This window comes from Herbiconiux sp. VKM Ac-2851 (assembly GCF_013205105.1).
Taxonomy (GTDB): domain Bacteria; phylum Actinomycetota; class Actinomycetes; order Actinomycetales; family Microbacteriaceae; genus Herbiconiux; species Herbiconiux flava.
On the sequence record NZ_JABMLJ010000004.1, the window covers coordinates 52966 to 74972 of the forward strand.

The following is a 22007-nucleotide window of genomic DNA, read 5'->3' on the forward strand; positions in this document are numbered from 1 at the left end:
ACCGGCCTGCCGTACCGGTGGCGAGGCCGGGCTCAGCCTTTGGTGCCGGGCAGCGCCCGCCGCAGCCGGTTCGCCACCCGCACCTCGGGCCGGTGCCGCAGCCGCGCGATCTCGGCCTCGAGGGATGCCGCGTGGGCCTTGGTGAGCGCGAGCTCCTCCTGGGCCAGCCGCCGCTCGTGGTCGACCGCGCCGAGCCGGTCGCTCGCCGCGTTCAGCTCGCCGCGCAGCTCGGCCTCGAGGGTCTCCAGGGCGCGGGCGCTCTCCTCCTCGCTCAGCCGGAGGCGCTCCTCCACCGAGGCGAGCAGGCTGAAGCCGCGCGTCTCGGCGTCACGGAGGGCCGGCGCGAACTCGCGGAAGCGCTCGAGCAGGGCCGGATCGAAGGGCACGTCGGCGACGGGGGACGCGAGCGTGCCGGCGAGCATCCGCTCTTCGACGAAGTGCCCGGCGGCGACCCCCTCGGCGAGCTCCTGCTCGTCGGGGTGGCGCAGCAGGTAGAACGGCAGCAGCGCACCCGCCTGCAGGCGCCGGTAGTCGCGCATGCCGTGGTGGTTCGGGCTCGGGGTGAGCTCGGGGTTCTCGTCGTAGGCACGTCCCGAGACCTCGACCTTGTGCCGGTATTGGGCCCACGATCGCCAGGGCAGGTGGAGCACCTCGATCCCGAGCTCCTCGGGCGGCAGCCCCGCCGAGGCGATGCTGACGAAGTGGTTGCCCTGGATGACGTCGACCTCGGGGTCGCCCACGTGCACCGCGTCGGCCGTGGGGTGGTCGCGGAGGCCGGTGGCGCGCAGCTGCTCGACGGGCCGGTGGTCGCGGTAGACCAGCCGGTCGAAGCCGGTGCCCGCCTCGGCCGCCGTGCCCGTGAGGTTCGTGACGGGCACCAGGAAGGAGCGGATGGCCGGGTCGAGCCGCTCGAACACCTGATGCAGCGTGAGGGAGCGGTCGACGGGCGCGAAGAACTCGTCGGCGTCGGCGTTGATCACCCAGTCGGCGCCGTGCAGGGCGGCCGCGTCGCGGGCCATCCGGGTGACGACGGGGCTCTGCTGCTTGCGGTGCACGGGGTCGTGCCGCAGCTCGATGCGCCCCTCGTCGGCGTAGCGCTGCAGGATCTCGGCGGTGCCGTCGCCCGAGCCGTTGTCGGTCACGATCAGGATGTCGACACCCTGCGCGAGATGGTGGTCGATCATCGGCCCGATGATGTCCGCCTCGTCGCGCACCATCAGGGTCATTGCGAGCTTCACCGGGCGGATCTCCATCTCTGGTCGGGTTCGTCCAGCCTCCACCCTAGCGAACGCGGTCCGGGCGAGACCGGGCCGGGGCTCGCGGCCCTGTTCAGTGCGCCGAGCGCCGCCGCACGAATGCCGAGCGCACGCCGAGGCCGAGCGACAGCACAGTGCGGAGCGGCCACCACAGCGGCCCCGAGTACTTCTTGGCGAGGAAGCGCTTGGCGCTGTCGTGGTGGGCCTGCAGCATGCGCGCCGACTCGGTCGTGGTGGAGTGCGCGCCGGTGTGCAGCACCTCGGCGGCCGGCTCGTAGACGTTCCGCCAGCCGGCTCGTCCGATGCGGTAGCCGAGGTCGACGTCCTCGAAGTACATGAAGTAGCCGGTGTCGAAGCCGCCGAGGGCGTCGAACACCTCCCGCCGCACCAGGAAGCAGGAGCCCGAGAGCCAGCCCGCGTCGCGGCGCACCGGGTTCTCGCCGATCTCGAGGCGGTACGCGCGCGTCCACGGGTTGGCCGGCCAGACGTTGGCGAAGAGCGCGTGCCCGATGCCGTTCCGGATCGAGGGGACCGATCGCGCCGAGGGGTAGGCGCTGCCGTCGCTCTCGAGGATCTTCGGGCCGATCGCACCGGCGTCGCCGAGCTCGAGCATGGTGTCGACGAGCACGTCGACCGAGCCGGGCGCGAGCACCACGTCGGGGTTCGAGACGAGCACGAACTCGTGGTCGCCGCCGAGCGAGGCGACGGCTTCGTTGATCGCGTGCCCGTAGCCCACGTTGTCCGTCATCGGCAGGTAGCGGCCGCCGGCGTCGGCGACCAGACGCTCGACCTCGGCCCGGGCGGGCGAGCCCGGCTTGTTGTCGGCCACGACCACGTCGACCTCGGTGCGCGCCGCGGCTGCCGGCACCGAGTCGAGGAACGGCCCCAGCACGGCGGCCGAGTCGTAGCTGACGGTCACCACCGCGATGCGGGGGCGGGTTCCGGATGCGCGCTGCGCCGTCACGCGGCCACCCCCGTCACGACGCCCGCATCGGCGTAGGCGTCGAGGTGCACCCGCGCGCAGGCGGCCCAGGTGAACTCGCGCGCGCGCCGGAGGGCGGCCCCGGACAGGTCGGCGCGCCGCTCCGGCTCGTCGAGCAGGCGGCCAAGGGCCTCGGCGATCGACCGCGCATCCGGCTCGGTGTAGGCCACGGCGTCGCCGCCGACCTCGGGGATGGAGAGCCGATCGGTGGTGAGCACGGTTCCACCACTGGCCATCGCCTCGAGCACGGGCAGCCCGAAGCCCTCGCCGAGCGAGGGGTAGGCGACGACGGTGGCGCCGCCGAGGAAGGCGCCGAGCTCGTCGAGCGGGAGGTAGCCGGCCTCGGTGACGCCGTCGCGCGGGGTGTCGAGGAGGCGCGCGGCCTCCTCGTCCCAGCCGCGGGAGCCCGAGAGCACGAGGGCGGGGGTGGCGAGGCCGCGGGCGCTGCGCTCGGTGCGGAGGAGCGCGTAGGCGGCGAGCAGGGCCGGTACGTTCTTGCGCGGCTCGATGGTGCCGAGGAAGGCGATCCAGCCGTCGCTGCCGCTGCCCGTGTCGTCGCCGGTGCCGGTGCCCAGGCCGTGCGCCGCGGCGAAGGTCTCGACGGCGGCGGGCAGCGGCGGCCGGAAGACCGCGGGGTCGACCCCGAGGTACGCCACCCGGATATCGGGGCGCACGGCGACGGCGTCGCGCACCGCCCGCGCGGTCGCTCGGCTCGGCGCCACGAGGGCGTCGGCGCGACGCCCGGCCTCGCGCGTCCAGCTCGTGAAGAAGGTGCGCTTCAGGCGCGAGTGCACACCGGGGTCGGTGAAGAAGGTGGCGTCGTGCAGGGTGACGACCCGGGCCCGCCGGGAGGCGAGAGGGAAGGTGTAGTGCGGCGAGTGGATGGCCGAGACCCCCAGCCGGGCGGCCAGGCGGGGCAGGCCGAGCTGCTCCCAGAGCAGGCGCACGGGGCGCTTGGCGAGCAGGGCGGGGCCCGCGTGGTAGCTGTGGCCGGGCGCCGCGGTGCGCAGGCGCTCGAGGTCACCGGGCTTCACGACGACGTCGAGCGACACCCCGAGCTCGCCGAGGCCCGTGAGCAGCCCCTCGATGTAGCGGGCCACTCCGCCCCACGACGGCGGCAGGCTCGTCGCGTCGAGGAGGACTGGGATCTGAGTGCTCACCACGCTGTCCTAGGTCTCGTTCCGGGAGGGGCGCCCGGAGGCAGCCTCCAGCATACCCGCCGCCTCGCCGCTCAATCGGCGACCAGGAAGGCGGCGACGGCCCGCCGCGGCACCCGGGCGGCGCGGTCGATCCGCACCCGGCGGGCGAGGTTCGCCGGGGTCAGGCGGAGGGCCGAGCCGAACGAGCGCAGACGCCGGCGGGCGTCGGCGCGGTGCTCCGGCGAGGGGGTGCGCGCCACGGCGAGCAGCGCGCGCAGGGTGCCGGCCGCGGTGCGGGCGACGGCGGTGAGGGCGACGGGGGCCGGCGCGTGGCGGAGGGCCACGAGCATCCGGTTGCGCTCGTTGCTGAAGCGGAAGACGTCGCTGCCCGTGCCCGAGGATGCGGCGTGCGCGTGACGCACCACGGCGTCGGGGGAGTAGCGGATGCTCCAGCCGGCGCGCCGCAGCCGCCAGGAGAGGTCGGTGTCCTCGTAGTACATGAACAGGCTCTCGTCGAAGAGCCCGACGTCGTCGAGGGCGCGGGCGTCGAGGGCAGCGGCGCCACCCGAGAAGCCCATCACCTCGCCGGCCGGGCGATGCTCGTCGGCGGCGGGCACGAGCCAGTCGCGGTCGCGGCCGTTGCCCGAGCGGGTCATCTCGTTGCCGGTGCTGTTGACGAGCAGCGGGTCGGTGCCGGCGAGCAGGATGCGCGCGGTGACGGCCCCGCGCCGCTCGGTGCCGGCGCCCTCGGCCCCGCGCAGCTCGTCGACGAGGGCGGCCACGAAGCCGGGCTCGGCTTCGGCGTCGTTGTTGAGCAGCACGTAGACATCGGCGGGGCGGGCGCGGATGCCCGTGTTCACGCCCGCGCCGAAGCCGTCGTTGCGGCCGCCGTCGACCACGAGGTGCTGCGGGTGCCGCTTCCGCAGCAGCGCGAGCGAGTCGTCGCCCGATCCGTTGTCGACGATCACGACGGCGAGGTCGAGGCCGCGCTCGGCGAGACCGGTCTGCCGTTCGAGCGACGCCACCGCCGCAGAGGTGAGATCGGGCTGGCGCCAGTTCACCAGGATCGCCGAGACGGCGACCCGGGCATCCGCTTCACCCGTCATGCTGAAGCCCCGGCGCTCAGGCGCCGACGACGCGGATCTCCGGCTGGGCGTGCAGGATGCCGACCGCGAGGTCGTAGTAGGGCACGTCGAACGAGACGGCCTGCGGCACGTCGTGCACGTGGGCGCGCTCGCGGTTCATCAGCGTGGAGTTGATGAAGTACTTGCCGGTGCCGAACTGCACGTCGTGCAGCACGAACTCCACGGTGGTGGGCTCGCGCAGCGTGCCGAGGTCGAGGCGCGTGCGCGGGGAGGCGGTGCCGTAGACCGGCACGCCCTGCACGTTGTCGATCTGGATTGCGGCGATCCAGTCGGGCAGGCCCGTGGGGTGCTCGTAGGTGACACGCACGATGAGGTCGTCGCCCGGATGCACGGGGTCGCCCTCGGCGCGGCCGGCGGCGTGCACCGTGGTGGAGACGATGCGGCCGTTGTTCACCGGCACCTTCTCTTCGTGGCTGGCGTTGTGCGCCTCGGCCTCGCCTTGACGGCGCTCCTCGAGCACGTCGCGGAAGTCGCGCACGGCCTCGTGGGGAACACCGTCGAAGAGCACCTCGCCCTTGTTCAGCAGCACCGCGCGGTCGCAGAACTCGGTGATCTGGCCGAGCGAGTGGGTGACCAGCACGATGGTGCGGCCCTCGCGCTGGAAGGAGCGGATCTTGTCGAGGCACTTGCGCTGGAAGGCCTCGTCGCCGACGGCGAGCACCTCGTCGACGAGCAGCAGGTCGGGGTCGACGTGCACGGCCACCGCGAAGGCGAGCCGCACGTACATGCCGGAGGAGTAGAACTTCACCTGGGTGTCGATGAAGTCCTTGATGCCCGAGAACTCGACGATGTCGTCGAAGTAGAGGTCGGTCTGCTTGCGCGAGAGACCCAGGATCGAGGCGTTCAGGTAGACGTTCTCGCGCCCGGTGAGGTCTTGGTGGAACCCGGCGCCGAGCTCGAGCAGCGCCGCGAGGCGGCCCCGTCGGCGGATGGTGCCGGTGGTCGGCTGGATGATGCCGCCGATGGTCTTCAAGAGGGTCGACTTGCCCGAGCCGTTCGGGCCGATCAGGCCGATGGTCTGGCCGGAGCCGATTTCGAGCGAGACGTTCTTCAGGGCCCAGAAGTCCTCTTTGAACTGCTTCGAGCGGCCGGCGTTGACCAGGCGCTCCTTGAGGCTCTTCTCCTTGCGGATGATGAACCGCTTCGAGACGTCGTTGACCTCGACGACGGGGACGTGCTCTGCCATCACAGCTCCTGTGCGAAGTCGCCCTGCAGGCGGCTGAAGACTCGTTGGGCGGCGAACAGGGCGAGAAGGCCCACGACGCCGGCGATCAGCATCCGGATGGCCAGGTGCGGCAGGGGGACGCCGTTGGACGCCTCCGACCAGAAGGCCTCCTGGAAGCCCAGCACGGCGAGCGTGATGGGGGAGTTGACGTAGATCTCGAGCAGCCACTGCGGCAGGATCGCCGCGGCCTGCTGCCACGAGTAGAGGATGGGGGAGGCCCACATGAGCAGCAGCAGAACGACCTCGACGAGGTACTGGATGTCGCGGAGGTAGACGTTCAGCGCCGCGAGCAGCACGCCGACGGCGGTGCCCCAGATCAGGATGAGCACGAGTGCGCCGAGGCCGAACAGCAGCTGCGGCCCGAAGCTCAGCGTGCCGACCACGATCGACGCGATGATCAGGATGACGAACTGCACGGCGAAGTTGAACAGCGCCGAGCCGACCGCGGCGAGCGGGAAGATCTCGCGCGGCAGGTAGACCTTCTTCACCAGGCCCGCGTTCGCGATGATGGAACCGGTGCCCGCACCGACGATCTCGCTGAACAGCGTGTAGATCGTGAGGCCGGCGAAGATGTAGATGGCGAAGTTCTCGATGCCGCGGGCGGCGCCGAGGAACTGACCGATCACCAGGTAGTAGATGAACAGCTGGGTCAGCGGCTTCGCCAGGCTCCAGAGGAACCCGCCCGCGCTGTCCTTGTAGCGCGACTTGAGCTCGCGCCCGGTGAGCAGGCGGAGCAGTCGTCGCTGCTCCCAGATCTCGCGCACCGAGGCGATGGTTCCGGTCACGCCCGAGCTGCGGCCACCGGCCTGCTGCCAGGGCTCGGTGCTCAATCGGTTCGCCCGCTGCAGCGGGGACTCTTGCAAGCCAGTCATGCTTCCGGCCTCCAAAGCCTTCATCCGGGTAGGTCAGCGGTCACCGCCGACTGCCGGGATCGAGGATACAACACGGCCCCTGGGCGAAGGCCCGGGGCGCGGGGCCCAGGGCGCGGGGCCCGGGGGCGTGCCGGGGCGACCGCCGCGTCAGCGGCGCCCGGCGCGGGCGTGCTCCGAGCGGGAGCGCACCTTCGCGATCAGCGACGAGACGCCGCCGTTGGTGAGGTAGTGGCGGGCCAGCGCGATGTCGCGCCCGATCCCGTGCCGCCTGGTCGAGATGGCCTGGAACTTCTCCTCGGCGGTGACCGGCCGGCGGCGGCGACCGGCTCCACCGAGCTCGATGGGGGCCGAGAGGGAGCCGAGCACGCGATCGGCGGCGGGGTGCGGGTCGCGGCAGAACTCCACCAGCGGGCGGAGGGTCTCCTCCCAGGTGAAGCGCTCGCGCACCCGGCCGACCGCCTCGACGGCCGCGGCCCGCTCGTCGACGTCGTAGAGCATCCGCTCGAGGGCGTCGGCCAGGGCCTCGACGTCGCGCTCGGGCACGCTCACCCCGAGCCCCTCCTTCTCGACCAGGTCGCCGAAGCTGTCTCCGCGGGTGGTGACGATCGGCAGCGAGGCCCAGAGGTAGTCGAGGATGCGCGTGCGGAACGAGAACGTGGTCTCGATGTGGTCGAAGTGGGTGCTCACGCCGACGTCGGCCTCGAGCAGGTAGTTCTGCCGGTCGTCCAGGTCGACCCAGGAGTCGTTGAAGAAGACGTGCCGGCCGGTGAGCCCGAGCTCCTCGGCGAGCCGCCGGGTCTGCTGCACGATCGCCATCTCGGGCACGTCGGGGTTCGGATGCGCGACGCCCATGAAGAACAGGCGCACGTCGGGGCGGCGCTCGGCCAGCGCCCCGATGGCCCGCACGAGGGTGAGGGTGTCGAACCAGTTGTAGATGCCGCCGCCCCAGATGACGAGCTTGTCGTCCTTCCCGATGCCGGGCACGACGCCGCGCACCGCGTCGCGGGTGTGCCGCGGGGGAGTCGAGTCGAGGCCGAACGGCGCGATCGAGATGAGCTCGTCGAGCGAGTCGTCGGCGGCGTAGTTGGCCGGGTTGATGCGGCCGAGGGCGGCGAGCTGGCCGAGCCAGAACAGGCGCTGCCGCTCGGAGGCGCAGAGGAAGAAGTCGGCACGGGAGAGCTGCGCGTTCAGCACCTCGGTGGCCGAGCGCACGATGTTCGTCCAGCGCTCGGTGCCGAACTCCCGGCCCTGCTCGAGCTGCTCGAGGTGCATCGGGTCGTAGATGTCGGCGACGACGATCTTCTCGCTCTTCTGCAGGGTGGTGAAGTGGTGCAGGGCGTAGCCCTGGAAGAAGATGACGTCGGCCCACTCCTCGTGCACCGCCATCTGGCGCTCGTTCTGCAGCTGCACGTGTGCGACCTCGAAGCGGTCGGAGTGGCGCTTGGCCGCGTTCCAGGTGACCAGGCGCACGTCGTGCTCGGCGCTCAGAGCCTCGCTGATCTTCCAGGCTCGGAGGCCCGGCCCGGCCATCTTCTCGCCCAGCGCGTCGCCCGTGATCACGAGCACGTGCCGCCGGTCGGTGGCGGCCTCGATCTCGAAGGCGTCGACCACCGCGCGGAAGCCGGAGAGGTAGGAGGAGTCGCCGAGCAGCGGGTGGATCATGTTGCCGAAGAGCCGGAACAGCTCGGCGTCGGTGCGGCGGCGGCCGGCCTGCAGCTCGTCGCGGGTCGCCGAGAGCGACTCGAGCTCCTCGACGAACTGGTCGAGTGCGAACAGGCTCGCGAGCGACTCCTTCGACACCGGCGTCGTCGCGTCGAACTCGTCGGCGGCCCCGTCGAAGCGGCGGATGTCGAACAGCTGCGAGTCGAGGTCGCTCTTCGCGACCGCGCGCCGGGCGAGCAGCGCCATGGCCCCGGGCAGGAAGCGGCCGAGGTTCTCGGCCGAGAGGTTCTTGTAGAGGGTGGCCAGGGCGTTGCGCTCGAGCAGGTAGCTCTCCCGGTAGGGGCCGAAGCTCCGCATCGAGGCGTGGTGGCGGTGGTAGACGATCGACGCGGGCGCGAAGCGCACCCGGTAGCCGAGCAGGTTCAGGCGCCAGCCGAGGTCGATGTCCTCGTAGAACATGAAGAAGCGCTCGTCGAAGCCGCCCGCCTCGGCGAAGGCCGACGCGCGCACGAACAGCGCCGAGCCGGTGCCGTAGAGGATGTCGCGGGGCTCCTGGAAGCGCTCGTCGTCGGGCTGGTTCTCGTGATCCTTGTAGCCCATGCCGAACCAGGTCAGGCTGCCGCCGACGAAGTCGACCACCTTGCCCTCCCAGTCGAGCACCTTGCTGCCGACCGCCGCGACCGCTGGGCTGGTCTCGAACTGCGCCACCGCCTCGCGCACCCAGGCCGCGTGCGGCTTGGCGTCGCTGTTCAGGAAGGCGACGAACTCGCCGCGGGCGCTCGCCGCACCGAGGTTGGAGCCGCCGGCGAAGCCGAGGTTCTCGGCCGACTCGATCACGCGCACCCGCTCGTCGCCCGCGAAGGCGGCGCGGAGCCGGGCCAGGCTGTCGTCGCCCGAACCGTTCTCGACGACGACGACGTCGAGCCGCTCGCGCGGCCAGTCGACCTGCGACAGCTGCGAGACGCACTCGATGGTGTCGTCGGCGCCCCGGAAGTTCACCACGACCACCGAGACGACTCCGGACTGGGCTGCTGGCATGGCGATCTTCACCCGATCAGCCTATCGCCGGAGCGTCAGCGGGCATCCGGGAACGCGGTGCCTAGGATCGGGGTCATGGCACGTTCGACTCTCCTCCGCGCATCCGTCAGCACCCTCATCGTCGCCGCGGCGGCCCTGTCGACGGCCGGCTGCATCGGCGGAGCGGCCTCACCGAGCCCCACGGCGAGCTCGCCGGCGCCGACCCGCTCGGCCACCCCCACGGCCACGGCCACCCCGGCGCCCACGCCGACCCCGACGGCGGCGCCCGAGCCGACGCCGACCCCGACGCCGACCACCCCGGAGTCGTCGGTGGTCTCCCTCGAGATCCTGAACAGCTCCTACGACCCGTCGACCTCGACCGTCTCGGTCGCCGGCATGGTGACCGACCTCGTCTCCTCCACCGGCACCTGCACGATCACCGTCAGCCAGGGCGAGCAGAGCGTCACCACCGAGGCGGCGGGCATGGCGGATGCGGCGGTCACCTACTGCTCGAACCTCGCGGTCGTGCTCCCGGCCGGGGCCACCGGCACCTGGGACATCGAGCTCGCCTTCACCGACCCCACGCACTCCGGGTCGACCAGCGGCACCGTCGACGCCGCCTGACGGGCCTGGCTCCCAGGCGACGGCGTCCGAACCCGAATACAGTGGGGGAGTTTCCCCCGTCATGAAGGATCGGTACCGGGCATGAGCTCAGCAGTCACACCCCACGACGGCGACGGCGACGTCGCGAACGAGCTGCGCGAACTGCGCCTCGAGGTCGCGGCGCTGCGCGCGCAGCTCGCGCGGCGCACGGCGGAGACCGAGGAGTACCGTCGTCGGCTCGTGGCGAGCCGCAACCAGGCCGAGCGCCTGGCCACCCAGCTGAAGGCCCTGCGCGGATCGAGCTCGTGGTCGATCACGCGGCCGCTGCGCATGCGCCGCCGCAAGGCACTCAACAACGGCTGGACCTGATCCCGTGAGCACGAGAGTCCTCGACAAGGTGCTCCCGCTCACCGTCGTCGAGAGCAGCAAGCGCCGTCTGCCCGCCACCGACCGCGTCGCGGTCGTCGCGAGCTACGGCACCTCCTCCACGGTCTCGCTGTCGCTGTCCTGGATGGTCGCGCGCCTCGAGGAGGCCGGCTACGAGGTGGTCGTGGTGCGGGCATCCGACGACCACGCCCCGCTGGACTGGTCGCGCGGGCCGGCGAACGACGCGATCGTCGTGCGGAAGCCCAACATCGGCTACGACTTCGGCTCCTGGGCGACGGGGCTCGAACTCTTCCCCGAGATCCGCCGGAAGCCCTACGTGCTGCTCACCAACGACTCGCTCGTGGGGCCGTTCGCGAGCCTTCAGCCCATGGTCGAGGACTTCGAGACGAGCTTCTTCGACGTCTGGGGCGGCACCTGGACGAGCCAGTACATGCAGCACCTGCAGAGCTTCCTGATGGGGTTCAAGGGCGGCGTGCTCGACGACCCCACGCTGCGGCACTTCTGGCAGAACCTGCCCGAGCAGCCCACCAAGTTCGACATCATCGACAAGTACGAGCTGGGCCTCAGCCGCCTGCTCTACGGCGAGGGCTACGTCTCGGGCGCCTGGTTCGACTACGAGCTCGTGGTGCAGTACACACAGAACCCCACCATCCAGGGCTGGAAGGGCCTGCTCGAGCACGGCTTCCCGTTCGTCAAACGGGAGCTCGTGACCAACCCGGGTATCGTGGGGGACGCTTTCGAGGTGCCCGCCGTGATCGAGCGGATGTTCGGCGAAGACCCGCGCGACTGGGTCTGATCTCCCGCAAGGGTCTGAGAGCCCACCAGGCTGTGAGAGTTAGAGGGTCATGAGAAAAATCACCATCGGCGGAGTCAAGCGCCGCACCGGCCGCGCCATGCTCAAGGTGGGCGACAAGCTCGCCGAGTCGCCGGCCCCCGCCGCACCCGACGACTTCCCCGCGGGCTTCAGCTCCTGGGCGTACAACCGCAGCAGCCGGCTCAAGGCGCTGTACCCGGGCGAGTGGAAGAAGCAGTTCGTCGCCGAGCCCGCCACCTCCCGCGTGGCCGTGGTCGTGCACGTGTTCTATACCGACCTCGTCGCGCAGATCCTGCAGTCGCTCGAGGCGCTGCCGGTGCAGTTCGACCTGATCGTCACCAACGCCTCGGGCGAGGAGCTCTCGCTCGACACGAGCCGTCTGGCGAACGTCGGCCGCGTGCAGGTCTTCGACATCGCCAATCACGGCCGGGACATCCTGCCGTTGGTCTCGGTGGTGAACGCCGGGCTCCTCGACCCCTACGAGCTCGTGTTCAAGGTGCACACCAAGAAGAGCGCCTGGCGCGAGGCCCACGGCGAGCTCTCCGGCTCGGGCGACGAGTGGCGTGAGAGCTTCTTCTCGGAGCTGGCCGGCTCGGTCGAGACGGTCACCCGGGTGCTGAACGAGTTCGCGAGCGACCCCGCCCTGGGCATCCTGACCTCGACCGGCAACGTGCTCGGCCCCGAGTTCTGGGGCGGCGACCGCGAGATCGTCGGTTCGCTGCTCAGGCGCATCCAGATGGACCGCGACGAGGACCGCCTGCGCTTCGCCGCCGGCAGCATCTACTGGGTGCGCGGCTTCCTGCTGCAGGGGCTCCGCGCCTTCGAGCTGCAGGCCTCCGACTTCGAGGAAGAGGCGGGCCAGGTCGACGCCACCACCGCGCACGCGATCGAGCGCATCCTGGGCATCGTGGCCGGCGAGGCGGGCTACGACGTGCGCGACGCCTCGACGCTCACCGCGACGGCCGACGGCACGGCCTTCGAGCGGTTCTCGGCGGATGCGGTGGTGCAGCCACGCGCTCGGGTCATCCCGTTCTACCTGCCGCAGTTCCACACCTTCCCCGAGAACGACGAGTGGTGGGAGAAGGGCTTCACCGAGTGGTCGAACGTGGCCGCCGGCACCCCGCTCTACCCCGGGCACATCCAGCCGCTGCTGCCGAGCGAGCTGGGCTTCTACGACCTCCGCACGCCCGGCGTGCGCGACGCCCAGTACGAGCTCGCCACCGCCGCGGGCCTCGAGGGCTTCATGTACTACTACTACTGGTTCGCGGGCAAGAAGCTGATGGACCTGCCCGTCGAGGAGCTCGTGGCCTCCGACTCCGACCAGCCGTTCTGCATCATGTGGGCGAACGAGAACTGGACGAGGCGGTGGGACGGCAGCGAGAAGAACATCCTGATCGCGCAGGACTACGACCGCGTCTCGGCCAAGCAGTTCATCCACGACGTGCTGCACCTCATCACCGACCCGCGCTACATCCGCATCGACGACAAGCCGGTGATCGCGGTCTACCGCATCACCCAGATCCCCGACCACGTCGAGGTCGTCGCGCATTGGCGTCAGGTGGCCGAGGAGGCCGGCCTGCCGGGCCTCCACCTCGTGACGGTCGACGTCGGCACCTCGATGCAGGGCGTCGAGGGCTCGCTCGCCGAGCACGGACTCGACGCCTACCTCGAGTTCGCGCCGCACAACATGTTCTGGCAGTCGCTGCCCCGCGACCACCGCGGGCTCGACGAGCGCTTCCAGGGCAACCTGCTCTCCTACCCGGCCATGGCCGAGAAGGCGGAGGAGCGGCTGAACACCACGCCGCCCGCCCACCGCTACCCCGGCGTGATGGTGAACTTCGACAACACCGCCCGCCGGCAGTGGCAGCCCGACATGTGGTACGGCTCGAACCCGTTCACGTTCCGGCGCTGGCTGAACACCACCGTCTCCTCGGTGGCCGAGCGGCCGCGCGACGAGCGGGTCGTGTTCGTCAACGCCTGGAACGAGTGGGCCGAGGGTGCGGTGCTCGAGCCGTCGCAGCGCTACGGCCGCACCTACCTGCTCGCGGTGCGGGACGTGCTGCACCGCTGACCCGGTGCCGCCGCCCGGCTGACACGCCGCAGCCGGGCGAGTCCCCGGGCTTCGCACAGCCTCTCTTTAGGATGAGGTGTGATGAGCGGAGCCACGATGACACGCACGACCACTCGACGGGGACTGGTCGCAGCCGTTCTCAGCCTGATCCTCGTCGTGGCCGGCCTGACCGCCGCCGGGGCGGAGCCCGCCTCGGCCGCGGCGCCCGTGCTCACCCGCAGCGCCCCGCAGGCCCTCGTCACCGCGACCGCCGCCGACTTCGACCCCGGCAACATCATCAGCGACGAGAACTTCTTCAACGGCAACGCGATGTCGGCCGGTGCGATCCAGAACTTCCTGAACAGCCAGGTCTCGAGCTGCCGCTCGGGCTACACCTGCCTGAAGGACTACCGGCAGACGACCTGGTCCCGCTCGGCCGACGCGATGTGCAACGCCTACGCCGGAGCGCCGAACGAGACCTCGGCGACGATCATCTACAAGGTCGGCCAGGCCTGCAACGTCAGCCAGTCGGTGCTGATCGTGCTGCTGCAGAAGGAGCAGTCGCTGATCACGGACTCCTGGCCGAGCCAGAGCCAGTACACCTCGGCGACCGGCTTCGCCTGCCCCGACACCGCCCCCTGCGACGCCGAGTTCTCGGGCTTCTACAACCAGGTCTACAAGGCGGCCTGGCAGTACAAGCGCTACACGAACCCCGCCGGCACCTCGGCGTTCTTCACCTGGTTCCCCGTCGGCAAGTACTCGGCCGTGCGCTACCACCCGAACGCGGCCTGCGGCTCCTCGCCCGTGCTGATCAAGAACAAGGCGACCGCGGGCCTCTACTACTACACGCCGTACCAGCCCAACGCGGTGGCGATGTCGAACCTCTACGGCGGCCAGACCGACGGCTGCTCGTCCTACGGCAACCGCAACTTCTGGCGTCTGTACACCGACTGGTTCGGCGACCCCCGGAGCAGCAGCAACCCGCACGGTGCACTCGACTCGGTCAAGCCGGTCGCGGGCGGCGTGCAGGTCACCGGCTGGGCGGTCGACCCCGCGAAGGACAGCCCCGTCACCGTGACCATCTCGGTCGACGGCGTCTCGTCGACCCTCACCGCCGACAAGCCGCTCGGCTGGATTCCGGTGCTCTACCCGAACCTCGGGCCGAACCACGGCTTCAACGGCATCGTCGGAGCCTCCGCGGGCACCCACACCGTCTGCGCCGCGAAGTCGAACGGCACCGACCTCGGCTGCCGCACCGTGACCGTGCCGAAGAGCACGGCGGCGGGCTACCTCGACACCGCCGAGGGCGTCGTCGGGGGCATCCGCGTCGCCGGCTGGTCGCTGAACACGGCCAGCTCCGCGCAGACCTACATCTGGGTCGACGTCGACGGCCAGGGTCAGAACTACAAGGTCGACAAGCCGCTCGGCTGGACCCCCGTGCTCTACCCGGGCACCGGCAACCTGCACGGCTTCGACCGCGTGGTGCCGGCGAAGCCCGGCACCCACCAGGTCTGCGTCTCGGGCTACGCCGGCGTGCTGCTGCGGTGCGCGAGCGTGACGGTGCCGACGAACGAGGCCGGAGCGGTGCAGAGCGCCACCGGCAAGCTCGGCTCGATCACCGTCACGGGCTGGAGCCTCGACAAGCGCAGCACGGCCCCGAGCTACGTCTGGATCAACGTCGACGGCAAGGGCAAGGCGTACTACGCCGGCGAGAACAACGACGCGGCCGCGGCGGCCTGGCCCTCGGCGGGCAAGCGGCACGGCTTCAGCGCGACCATCCTGGCCGCCCCCGGGGCGCATCAGGTCTGCGTCATCGGCACGCTCGAGAACACCTCCTACGGCTGCCGCACGGTGACCGTGCCGAACAACGAGGTCGGCTCCTTCGACAGCGTGTCGGCCGAGATCGGCAAGATCAGTGTCAGCGGCTGGTCGCTCGACCAGACCTCGTCCGAGTCGACCTACGTCTGGGTCTCGATCGACGGCAAGGGCGGCGGAGCGATCTGGGCGGGCGGCAAGCTCAACTGGATCGAGGGGCTGTTCCCGGGCAAGGGCCCGCGGCACGGCTTCAGCGGCTCGTTCCCGGCGACCTCGGGAGTGCACACCGTCTGCGTGACCGGCACGAAGGAGAACGTCTCCTACGGCTGCAAGCAGGTGACGGTGCCCTCCAGCGGAGCCGCCTCGTGGGACTCGCTGACCGCCTCCGACCAGAAGATCACCCTCACCGGCTGGGCGGTCGACCGCATCTCCACCACCCAGCAGTACGTCTGGATCACGGTGGACGGCAAGGGCGCGCCCTACCTCGCGGCCGACCGGCTCGACTGGATCGACTCGTACTTCCCGGGCGTGGGCAAGAACCACGGCTTCACCGTCTCCCTCAAAGCGGGCGCCGGGCCCCACACGGTCTGCGTGCGGGCCAGCTTCGACGGCCAGGACCTCGGCTGCCGCACCATCGACGTGCCCTCCACCGGGGCCACGAACATCGACTCGGTCACCGGGGTCAAGGGCGGCGTGAAGATCACCGGATGGTCGGTCGACCGCAACTCGACGGCGACCACCTACATCTGGGTCGACGTCGACGGCAAGGGCGCCCCGATCGCGGCGGCGACCCGGCTGGACTGGATCGCGTCGTACTTCCCGGGTGTCGGCCCGCTGCACGGCATCGACAGCGTCGTGCCGGCGAGCTCAGGGAGCCATCGGGTCTGCCTGACGGCGACCTTCGACAACCGCGACCTCGGCTGCCGCACCGTCGTCGTCCCCTGACCCCGTCCCCGCCCCGGTGGAGCGCCCCGCTCGTCCCGCCCAGCGGGTGAGCGGCAGGGGAGCGGCGAGGAGCACGAGCAGGGCGCCCGCCGCGATCACCGCGGCCGCCGGTGAGAGCGGGCGGGCCGCCGCGTCCTGCAGGGTGAAGGCGGAGTAGACGACGACGGTCGCGACCGCCTGCACGCCCAGGGCCAGGTGTGCGATCCGCGGGGTGCGCTCGGCCGCCCAGGCGATCGGGATGAGCACGAACGCGAGCATCCACGCATGGGAGCCCTGTGCCACGAAGGTGGCGTTCGGCAGGAACATCGCGAGCACCCAGACGAGAAGGCAGAGCCCGAACCCTGCAAGGAGCATCAGCCGCAGCCGGGCTGGCCCGTCGAGCCGCCGACGGTGCCGGAGCGACCACGCGAGCATCGCGACCAGGGCGACGACGGCGGGGAGGCCCAGCGCGAACAGCGTGCTCGTCCAGTCCTCGACCCGGAAGAAGCGCACGAGGTCGACCGTCGGCCCCTGCAGGCGGTGCAGCTGGTCGATTCCGAGCAGCGTGATCACGTTCTCCAGGCGGTTCGAGAGCAGTTCGGGCAGGGGCGTCGAGCGGTACCGGTCGAGGAGCACCGAGGGGAAGGAGTCGGGCGTCACCGGGATGACGCCCGCGAGGTGCCACTTCAGCAGGCGGTCGCCGGGCGGGTCGACGAGGCGCTGGTAGAGCATCCACGGCAGGTACAGCAGGAGACCGACGGCCCCGGCCACCACGACCGGCACGGCGGCCGAGCGGAGGGTGCGGCGGTGGGTGCGCAGCACGGCGAGCCCCACCAGCACGAGCACCGGGACGGTGAAGGCCGCGGCACCGTGGGCGAGCACGGCGAGGGCCGCGGACGCGACCGCCAGCACGAACGGCCAGATCGCTCGCGGCGCCGCCTGGCGCTGCGCGAGCAGGAAGGCCAGCGCCGAGAGCACCAGCGCGGCGGAGAGCAGCTTCGGCCAGGTGAACAGGGTGTTGACCAGCACGGTCGGCACCAGGGCCGCGACGGACAGGGCGAGGACGGTCGAGCGCGGGGAGAAGGCGAGCATCCGGAGCAGGGCGTAGCCGGCGGGGAGCCAGAGCAGCTGGGCGAGCACGTCGGCGGCGAAGGCCGCGCCCTCGGGCAGCACGCCGCCGAAGCCGACGACCGCGCCGCCGCCCATCAGCTGGGCCAGCGCGACGAGGGGTCCGAGCGCGAGTTCGAGGCCGGTCTGCAGGGGCGGCCGATCGCCGCCGTTCCAGTCGCCGATCATCGCGCGGGTGCTCTGTCCGAGCGCCAGGCGGTCGGCGAACAGGCCGGGGATGGTGTTGTCGCTCGGCAGGGCGAAGTGGAAGAAGCGGTCGGCGACGGTCGTGTACGGGTCGGCGCCCGGGCCCCAGAGCCAGGCGAAGGCGAGCGCGAAGCCCCCTGCCGCCGCGGCGAGCACGACCACCGGAAGGGCGTTGCGCCAGAGCCGCCAGACCCCCGTGCGCAGCACCGTGGCCACCGAGCCGAGGAGCACCAGGGCCCCGAGCACCAGCCCGAGCGGTGGGCTGATCCAGACGGCCACGAAGGCGAGCCAGGCGGTGCCCGCCACCCCGAGCACGCCGAACGCCGGGGCGAGCCCTGGCATCGACCGCCAGAGCCGGCCCGTCAGCCCCACGGCGGCGGCGAAGACGAGCAGCACGGGCACCGCCAGGGCGGCGCACCAGCCGAGCACGAGCCAGAGTGACACGATCGTCAGCTCCCCGTCGGAGCCGGGTCGAGGATGCGCTCGCAGGGCACGAGGAACCAGTAGCCGGCCGGACCGATGGGCACCTGCATCGAGGCGGACGGGTCGGCGGCGCACTCGTCGCGGAAGCCGGGCACGGAGACGCTGAGCTCGGGCACGCCGGCCTTGTTCTCGGGCGAGCGGTAGTCGATCACACCGGGGGCGATCAGGGCCGCGGCCAGCACGAGGACCACCCCGAGCCGCACCGCCCGACGGCCGCCCCGGGCGCCCGCGGGAGGCAGCAAGGCGCTGATCGCGGCCACGATCGAGACGATCAGGAGCAGCGACGGCACCACGAGGTAGCGACCGCCGAGGAACACCTCGGCGCCCGGGTCCTGCAGGCCGAGACGGTTCCAGGTGAGCACGGCGGTGACGCCGAAGAACCCGGCCGAGGCGACCAGCGCGATCGCCGGCAGACCGTCGCGACGCAGTCGCAGGGCGATCAGCACGACGAGCAGGAGGAGCACCGCGACAGCGATCAGCACGACGGGGCGCCGGCCGAGCTCGGCGTAGACCGAGGTGCCGGTGGTGTGCCCGAGCAGGTCTCCGAAGACGACGCGGACGAGGTAGGTCGAGGCCATGGCCGCCGGCTGGAGGGTGGGGTCGCCGCGGTCGCGCTCGGTGCCGAGCACGGCGATCACCTGCACGACGGCGGCCGCCGCGAAGACGATGCCCACGACGTTCTCCCGGAGCCGGGGCAGCACCACGGCCCGCGCGAGCACGAGGGGCGCGAACACGAGCGAGAGCGGATCGCTCAGCACCGAGGCGGCGACCAGCACCGAGCCGAAGACCGTCCTCGCCACCCCCGGGCCCGAGCGGGCCGACAGCACGAGGAACAGCGAGAACATCAGGAACCAGTGCGAGTTCGAGACGTTGGTCGCGACCTCCAGCGAGCCGATCGGCAGGATGAGCACCAGCAGCCAGAGCAGGCATCGCAGCGGGAGCTGCACACGCTCGCGGGTGAAGACGAAGGCCGCGACGGCCGCCGCCGACCAGACCGCCGCGCCCGCGAGGTTCATGCCGGTGCCGAGCTGGGTGGTGGGCAGGACGGCCTCGACGATCTGCGCGGCCGTGCGCGGCACCGCGTGCAGGTAGCCGGCGTACGGCGTGGCCAGAATGCCGAGGTAGTCGTGCCGGAACGCGCCCTCGAGGAACTGGTTGCCGTCCTCCGACCAGAGCACGTTCCGCTGCCCGTCGGGCAGTCGCAGGGCGGCGATCGCGGTGCCGGCGGCGAACAGGGCGGTGACGGCTCCCGCGCGGGCGAGGAGCGGCCGCACGCGGCCCGGAACCGGCCCGAGCAGCCAGTCGGCCGCCCCGGTCAGCGGCACGCCGTCACCGCGGTGTCACCGGCCGTGACGACGGAGGGACGGTCGGCGGTCGAGGCGAGCAGGGTGCCGTCGTCGTCGACCCCGACCGGAATCGACGCCTCGCTCGTCGGGTAGGCGAGCGTGACGACGGTGGTGCTCTCGAGCGCTCCGACCGGGGCGAGCGCCACCTGCGCCGTCGCCGGGAGGTCGATCGAGGTGTGCGGGGCGATCGTCTCGCAGCTCGTCAAGTCGCCCGTCACCGGGGTGCTGAGCCCCGTCCACTGCACGTTGAGCGAGACCTGGTCGGCGTTCAGCGCCGAGGGCTCGACGTCGGCGATGCGGTCGTCGGCGGCCATCTCCGACAGCTCGGCCCAGCTCACGGTGGGGGCGAGCTGCGGCGAGGGGACGGCGTCGTCGCTCACCGCGACCAGGCCGTCGTCGCTCAGTGACGCGGCGGCGCCGAGGAGGGCGGCGTTGCCCGACTTCCAGTCCGACAGGCCCTCGGCCTCGTCGCCGAGGGCCACGATGTTTATCGCAGCCCAGCCGCCGAGCAGCAGCACGAGCAGCGCGACCGCGATCCGGGTGCCGGTGACGAAGCGGGCGAGGCTCGCGACGAAGACCGGGATGGCGACGATCAGGATGAAGTAGGAGTAGCCGCCGCTGGCCGACTCGGCGACGTCGCGGCTGAGCCGGCCGATCAGCGTGATGGCCAGCGAGAGCACGAGGGCGACGAGGAGGAACAGGTAGGTGCGCCGGGCGCGGCTGCCGGCGAGTGGGCCGGGGCGGACGGCGAGGTAGGCGAGCACGCCCACCGTGGCCACGACCAGCACCGCCGGCGTGAACGGGTCGGCCACGGGGATCGAGTCGTTGACCGCCTTGGCCAGCAGGGCGTAGACGAACTCAGGACCGTCGCGAAGCACCTGGTCGAGGCTGTGCGCGCTGTTGTAGCTCGGGATCGTCCAGACCACCCGCACAACGACGAACCAGATCGCCGGGACGGCGATGGCGATCGCCCCGAGGAGGTAGCGCCGCAGCGAGATGAGGGCGAGACCGGCGGCCACCCCGAGCGGGATGTAGGCCGATCCGCTGAAGGTGCCGAACAGCGACAGCGCGATCACCCCGGCCACCCGGAGCCGCGGGCCGACGCGGGGGGACAGTGCGAGGTAGAGCACCCACAGCCCGGCGGCGGTGGCCGCGGTGTACTGGAACTGGCCGGCCCAGGTCACCGTGCCGGCCCCGGCGGCCATGATGAGCACGGGGGCCACGACGGCGACGCAGACCGCACGGGAGGGCACCACCAGGCGGAGCAGCGCGTAGACCGCGACGCCGCCGGCGAGGTGGCAGAGGAGCATCGGCAGGGCGTAGAGCCAATAGCCCTGCAGGCCGATGGTCTGGTAGAGCAGCGAGAACCAGACCTTCGTGAACAGGATGGTGTGCTCGTTGTGCGGCGTGATGATCCAGCGCAGCCAGTTCGCCCCGTCGGGCGGGGTGAGGTAGTCGAACTCGTCGTAGATGAAGTACTGGGTGCGCACGTCGGAGAACACGACCACCGCGGCGATCAGCACCACGGCCGCCAGCGCGACGGCGGCGACCACGTCGGGGTTCAGCCGCGCTGAGACGGCGCGCAGCCGGTGGTGCACGCTCCGCACCCCGCGGTCGACCGCCGCGTCGACGCGACCCCTCGGAGTGGTGCGCGGGGAGCTGTCCGTCATTTCTGGCCGCCGTTCGTGGGGGAGGGGTGCAGCTGGTCGGCCGAGAGCGCGCCCGCGGCCACGAGGGCACGCAGGTCGCCCACGGTCAGGGAGGGGGCGTAGACCGGGTCGGGCCGGCTGGAGATGTCCACATCGTGCACCGCCAGCTCGTCGACGACCGCATAGATCTTCGCACGGGTGTCCTGCTCGGTGGCTGCCTGCGCCCGACCGGACTGCAGGAGCACGTGACCGCCGTAGACGGTGGTGAGCGCGAGGGCGGCGGCGATCGCGAGCTCGACGCCCCGGTGCAGGCCGGCGAGCTCGGTGGCCAGCAGCCCGATCAGGGGCATCAGCAGCACCGTCGTCAGGTAGATGTAGCGGCTGGACGCGGCCGTGTCGGCGGCGAAGTCGAAGCGCGAGTACGCGGTGAGCAGCGCGAAGGCGACCGCCGACGCCGCGAGTCCGAGCGCGAGCGGTGCGCGCTGCCAGAGTTGCGGGCCCCGTACCGTGGCGTACGAAGCGAGGACGAGGAACAGCACCAGCCCGAGGAACGGCACCGGGGTGAGGCCGTCGAGGCCGCCGCTGAGCATCCGGAAGGCGAAGCCTCCCATCCGGCCGACGAGGGAGAGCACCGGGTAGCCGCTGGGTCCGGGGGGCATGAAGTAGACGGGGTTGCTCTGCGCGTAGAGGTACCAGGCCAGGTACACCGCCGCCGAGGGGGCGACGAGCAGCGCCGCCCGCCAGAGGCCGACCCGGCGGAGCGCGACGAGGGCTACCCCGCCGATCAGCGGGAGCGCCGTGCCCGAGAACATCAGCGACGCCACGGTGAGGGCGACGACGGGCGCGTAGCCCCGCCGGTAGCGCTCACGGCTCGCCCGGTCGACGAGCAGCACGGCGATGAGGTTGAGCAGCACGGCGCCGAGGAAGCCGAACTGGAAGGCCCAGAGGATGTTCTCGCTGCCCGCGCCGAACAGGGCGATGACGAAGGCGAGCAGCACGGCGATCCAGGGCGTCACGCCGGCGCGCCGGAGCAGGCGCCACAGCACGTGGACGATGCCGAGGTGCACGAGCACGGCGGTGAGCAGGTACGGCCAGTAGCTGCCGAGCCCGACCAGGTCACGGAGACCGGCGGTCACGAGCATCGGGACGGTGCTCCAGTGACCCAGGTGCGGCGTCAGGAAGTCGGTGGAGGAGAGCTTGAGGAAGTCCCACTCGTCGAAGAAGAACCATTGACCTCGTGCGCAGACGAGGATCCAGGCGAACGCGACGACGAGTGAGACGTAGTGAGCGGTCGCCGGCGAGAGCCACCGGCGGCCGCCCATCA

The 22007-nt window shown here is 71.5% G+C and carries 16 protein-coding genes; 5 read left to right on the forward strand and 11 right to left on the reverse strand.

Annotated elements, in window-relative coordinates; genetic code table 11:
• Nucleotides 1-32: 32 nt before the first annotated feature.
• From HQQ85_RS18465 to HQQ85_RS18495, 7 genes are all read right to left on the reverse strand, one after another.
• A complete protein-coding gene (locus tag HQQ85_RS18465) occupies nucleotides 33-1238 on the reverse strand; it encodes a glycosyltransferase family 2 protein (RefSeq protein WP_371741961.1) in 1206 nt (401 codons plus the stop codon).
• Nucleotides 1239-1329: 91 nt separating this feature from the next.
• Nucleotides 1330-2220, reverse strand: a complete 891-nt coding sequence (locus HQQ85_RS18470; protein ID WP_173184025.1) for a glycosyltransferase family 2 protein — start codon at nucleotides 2218-2220, stop codon at nucleotides 1330-1332.
• Nucleotides 2217-3398 carry a glycosyltransferase family 1 protein gene (locus tag HQQ85_RS18475; protein ID WP_173184026.1) on the reverse strand — a complete coding sequence of 394 codons (1182 nt, stop codon included), beginning with the start codon at nucleotides 3396-3398 and terminating at the stop codon, nucleotides 2217-2219. Before HQQ85_RS18475 ends, HQQ85_RS18470 begins: the two co-directional genes overlap by 4 nt.
• Before the next feature lie 71 nt (nucleotides 3399-3469).
• Nucleotides 3470-4483: a glycosyltransferase family 2 protein gene (locus HQQ85_RS18480; RefSeq protein ID WP_173184027.1), complete on the reverse strand. Its 1014-nt coding sequence runs from the start codon at nucleotides 4481-4483 to the stop codon at nucleotides 3470-3472.
• Nucleotides 4484-4499: 16 nt separating this feature from the next.
• The gene (locus HQQ85_RS18485) at nucleotides 4500-5708 is read right to left on the reverse strand and encodes an ABC transporter ATP-binding protein (protein WP_173184028.1); all 1209 of its coding nucleotides are present in this window, start codon (nucleotides 5706-5708) and stop codon (nucleotides 4500-4502) included.
• A complete protein-coding gene (locus HQQ85_RS18490) occupies nucleotides 5708-6619 on the reverse strand; it encodes an ABC transporter permease (protein WP_173184029.1) in 912 nt (303 codons plus the stop codon). The genes HQQ85_RS18485 and HQQ85_RS18490 overlap by 1 nt, the downstream gene beginning before the upstream one ends.
• Before the next feature lie 147 nt (nucleotides 6620-6766).
• A complete protein-coding gene (locus tag HQQ85_RS18495) occupies nucleotides 6767-9331 on the reverse strand; it encodes a glycosyltransferase (protein ID WP_371741962.1) in 2565 nt (854 codons plus the stop codon).
• Between the two features lie 63 nt (nucleotides 9332-9394).
• On the opposite strand from HQQ85_RS18495, the gene HQQ85_RS18500 reads away from it, so the two are divergent.
• From HQQ85_RS18500 to HQQ85_RS18520, 5 genes are all read left to right on the forward strand, one after another.
• A complete protein-coding gene (locus HQQ85_RS18500; RefSeq protein ID WP_173183987.1) occupies nucleotides 9395-9922 on the forward strand; it encodes a hypothetical protein in 528 nt (175 codons plus the stop codon).
• Nucleotides 9923-10003: 81 nt separating this feature from the next.
• Nucleotides 10004-10270, forward strand: a complete 267-nt coding sequence (locus HQQ85_RS18505) for a hypothetical protein (RefSeq protein WP_173184030.1) — start codon at nucleotides 10004-10006, stop codon at nucleotides 10268-10270.
• 4 nt (nucleotides 10271-10274) lie between these two features.
• Nucleotides 10275-11084, forward strand: a complete 810-nt coding sequence (locus HQQ85_RS18510; RefSeq protein ID WP_173184031.1) for a rhamnan synthesis F family protein — start codon at nucleotides 10275-10277, stop codon at nucleotides 11082-11084.
• 49 nt (nucleotides 11085-11133) lie between these two features.
• Entirely contained in the window at nucleotides 11134-13173 is a 2040-nt protein-coding gene (locus tag HQQ85_RS18515; protein ID WP_173184032.1) for a glycoside hydrolase family 99-like domain-containing protein, read from the forward strand.
• Between the two features lie 81 nt (nucleotides 13174-13254).
• Nucleotides 13255-15912, forward strand: coding sequence for a hypothetical protein (locus HQQ85_RS18520; protein ID WP_173184033.1), 2658 nt, complete (start codon nucleotides 13255-13257; stop codon nucleotides 15910-15912).
• On the opposite strand, the gene HQQ85_RS18525 is transcribed toward HQQ85_RS18520, so the two are convergent.
• From HQQ85_RS18525 to HQQ85_RS18540, 4 genes are read right to left on the reverse strand one after another with little or no spacing between them, the layout of a single operon-like run.
• Complete coding sequence (locus HQQ85_RS18525) at nucleotides 15835-17649, reverse strand: hypothetical protein (protein ID WP_173184034.1); 1815 nt, start codon at nucleotides 17647-17649, stop codon at nucleotides 15835-15837. The genes HQQ85_RS18520 and HQQ85_RS18525 overlap by 78 nt on opposite strands.
• A 5-nt stretch (nucleotides 17650-17654) precedes the next feature.
• Nucleotides 17655-19013 (reverse strand): hypothetical protein, encoded by a 1359-nt coding sequence (locus HQQ85_RS18530; RefSeq protein ID WP_173184035.1) that lies wholly within the window; start codon nucleotides 19011-19013, stop codon nucleotides 17655-17657.
• Complete coding sequence (locus tag HQQ85_RS18535) at nucleotides 19004-20704, reverse strand: hypothetical protein (RefSeq protein ID WP_173184036.1); 1701 nt, start codon at nucleotides 20702-20704, stop codon at nucleotides 19004-19006. The genes HQQ85_RS18530 and HQQ85_RS18535 overlap by 10 nt, the downstream gene beginning before the upstream one ends.
• The gene (locus HQQ85_RS18540) at nucleotides 20701-22005 is read right to left on the reverse strand and encodes a hypothetical protein (protein ID WP_173184037.1); all 1305 of its coding nucleotides are present in this window, start codon (nucleotides 22003-22005) and stop codon (nucleotides 20701-20703) included. Before HQQ85_RS18540 ends, HQQ85_RS18535 begins: the two co-directional genes overlap by 4 nt.
• Between the last annotated feature and the right edge of the window lie 2 nt (nucleotides 22006-22007).